The organism is Rhodococcus sp. P3_B8, from assembly GCF_056402775.1.
In genome coordinates this window covers 1-2,812 of record NZ_JBFUGT010000519.1, presented here as the reverse complement: position 1 = coordinate 2,812, position 2,812 = coordinate 1, and the positions used below count along the sequence as shown (strand labels likewise).

3 protein-coding genes are annotated in these 2,812 nt (G+C 69.8%); 1 reads left to right on the top strand and 2 read right to left on the bottom strand.

Annotated features, from left to right (window positions below):
- Nucleotides 1-895 (bottom strand): serine hydrolase (locus tag AC1D1G_RS43925; RefSeq protein WP_477956788.1); only part of this gene is annotated, 895 nt, incomplete at its 3' end.
- The gene (locus AC1D1G_RS43920) at nucleotides 892-1,785 is read right to left on the bottom strand and encodes a LysR family transcriptional regulator (RefSeq protein ID WP_283332498.1); all 894 of its coding nucleotides are present in this window, start codon (nucleotides 1,783-1,785) and stop codon (nucleotides 892-894) included. The genes AC1D1G_RS43925 and AC1D1G_RS43920, both read right to left, overlap by 4 nt.
- Nucleotides 1,786-1,932: 147 nt before the next feature.
- On the opposite strand from AC1D1G_RS43920, the gene bla reads away from it, so the two are divergent.
- The coding region (bla, locus tag AC1D1G_RS43915) for a class A beta-lactamase (RefSeq protein ID WP_477956787.1) at nucleotides 1,933-2,812 on the top strand (880 nt) is incomplete at its 3' end.

The following is a 2,812-nucleotide window of genomic DNA, read 5'->3' as shown; positions in this document are numbered from 1 at the left end:
CGGAGCGGAGTTCGGTCACCGCGATCCGGGCGGCGTGCCCGATCGCGGCGTYGACCACCGGTAGTACAGGGTCGGTTCGGGCGGCACGGGTGAAGACGGCGACCGCGACGGGAATCTCACCGGGAAACGTCACGACGGCCACCTCGTTGCGGATGGCGCCGATGGTCCCGGTCTTCCCGGCAACGTCCACCTCGGAATACGGGAACCCGGACCGGATGCGGTGCTGCCAGATCTGCGCGGACATCACGTGCCGGACGAACTCGCCCTGCGGCTCGGGCACCGCCCTTCCGGTCCAGATCGCGTCGAGAAGCGAGGTCATCTCCCGCGGAGTCGTCGCGCTCGCATACGACGGGTCGTAGGCGGACACGGTCCACGCCTCGTCGTTGTCGGCCAGCGCCGCGAATGCTTCCGCGGTGGTGTGCGCATGGGCGTCGATCACCAGGCTGCGGTGCGCATCCGCTGTGCCGCCGAGGATGCGCGTGCTCGTCATGCCCAGCTCGGACAGTGTGCGCTCGACGCTCGCCAGTCCCACCTGCCCGAGGACGAGGTCGGCGGCGGCGTTGTCGGACACGGTCATCATCGACATCGCCAGATCCCGCCAGCTCAGCACGACGGGATCACGGAACGTCGACACCCCCGTCGGCCCCGGAGTGCAGTCGGCCGGATTGACCCGGACGGTCGCGGTCGGCGACAACTCCCCGGATTCGAAAGCACGGCACAGGGCTACGAGTAGCGGAAGTTTGTAGACCGACGCCAGAACCACGAGGTCGTCCGCGCCGACCGCGATGTCACCCGCGTCGCCGGTCGGGGTCCCGACGCGGCGGGCGTGCAGCCATCCGGTGCACCCGGCGTCGGCGAAGACGTCACGGATCCGCTTCGCCGCCGGCGGGGTCATCGATCGGCCCTCAGCAGCACCCGGTCGAGGGCGGCAGCGGACGGTGCGACGTCGGTCCCCGATCGCCAGACGATGCGCAGACGCAGCGCGAGGTCTTCGCGCAGCAGATCGACCCAGGCCACACCCGGCATCACCGTCGGTGCCGTCGCCGTCACCCCGAAATGACCGCCCGCGGCCACGTGCGTGAGAATCTCTCGCGGACCCGGTGCGATCACGATGTCCGGGTCCAGCCCCCGGACCCGCCACAAGTCGACGAACAGGTCGTGGGCAGGTGGATTGTCCGAGCGTGGACCGATGGCCAACGCCAGCCCGCGCAGCATCCGGACCTGTGCCTTCTTCGCGACCGCGGCCGGGTGGTCGTCCGGCACCACCACCCACCGCCGAAGCTTCAGCACCGGCCCGCTGTCGAGACCGGTGAGCAGCGCGGGATGCTCGACCACGGCGACGTCGAGACTGCCCGTACGGACGGCGTCCACGAGTTCGGTGGTGGGCGCCGTGGTCGTCACCACCCGGGTGGGCCGGGTCTCGTCCGCGTCGCGAAGGGCACGGACACACCGCACCACCACACCGTCGGCCACCGAGTGCGGGACACCCCATCGCACCACCGCGTCGCGACCGCCGGCGATGCGGTGCGCTTCGTCCTCGAATCGGGCGGCGTCGGCGACGAGAAGTCGCGCACGCGGGAGCAATTGGCGTCCGGCGTCGGTGAGTCCGACTCCGCGGGCACTGCGCTGGACCAGCTCCGCGCCGAGTCGCTGTTCGAGCCGCCGCACTCCCTGTGACAGCGGCGGCTGCGTCATCCCGAGCCGGGATGCGGCGTTGCCGAAATGTCCCTCCTCCGCAACGGCGACAAAGAAACTGAGGTGGCGGAGCAGGTCCATGGCGACCATTGAACCAGTTCCGACCGCCCACGTCGGGCGACGCCACCGTTTCCCTGGCATAAAACGTCGTCCTGAACTGGGGTGATAGCGCACCCGACTCGCGACGACGCCGCTTTCGTCTTTGCGCTATGAGTGTCCGCATCCGACATTGGATCCATGCCCACACACCGAAATCATCCGAAGCCCAGGCGCACCGGTCGCCGAGGTGCCGTCGCTCTCGCGCTGGCGCTGCCCCTGCTGCTCGGGGCGTGCACGGCCACCGCGGAACAGGCCCAGCCCACCACGTCGGTGGCTGCGGCGCCGGATCGGCGGCCCCTCGACGCGACGATCGACGCCCTGGAGGCGCAGTACTCCACCCGGATCGGAGTGACGGCCGTCAATCCCGCGACCGGCGAGGTCTACAGCCACCGGGGCGACGAACGGTTCGCGATGTGCTCGACCTTCAAGGCCTACGCATCCGCGGCGGTTCTGCGCAAGACCGAGGACGGATCGACGTCACTCGACAAGACGGTCGTGATCGAACCCGGYGACCTCGTCGAGAACTCGCCGGTCACCGCCGCAGCGGTCGGAACCCCGATGACGTTGGGGCAGATCGCCGAAGCAGCGCTGACGCAGAGCGACAACACCGCCGGGAACTACCTACTCCGGGAGATCGGCGGGCCGCAGGCGATCACCGCACTCGCCCGGGACGTCGGCGACGGGAGCACACGACTGGACCGGTGGGAGACCGAACTCAACACCGCATTCCGCGACGATCCCCGGGACACGACGACACCCAACGGCCTCGCGCAGGGTTTCCGGGCGCTGCTCCTCGGAGACGCCCTCGACGCGGCGAGCCGCGATCAGCTTCTCGAGTGGATGCGGGCGAGCAAGACGTCGGACAAGCGAATGCGCGCCGGTCTGCCGACCGGGTGGACTGCCGCCGACAAGACCGGTGGCGGCGGGTTCGGCACCGCCAACGATGCCGGTGTCGCGTGGAGTCCGGACGGCGCACCCGTCGTCCTCGCCATCCTCACCGACAGCCTCACCAATCAGC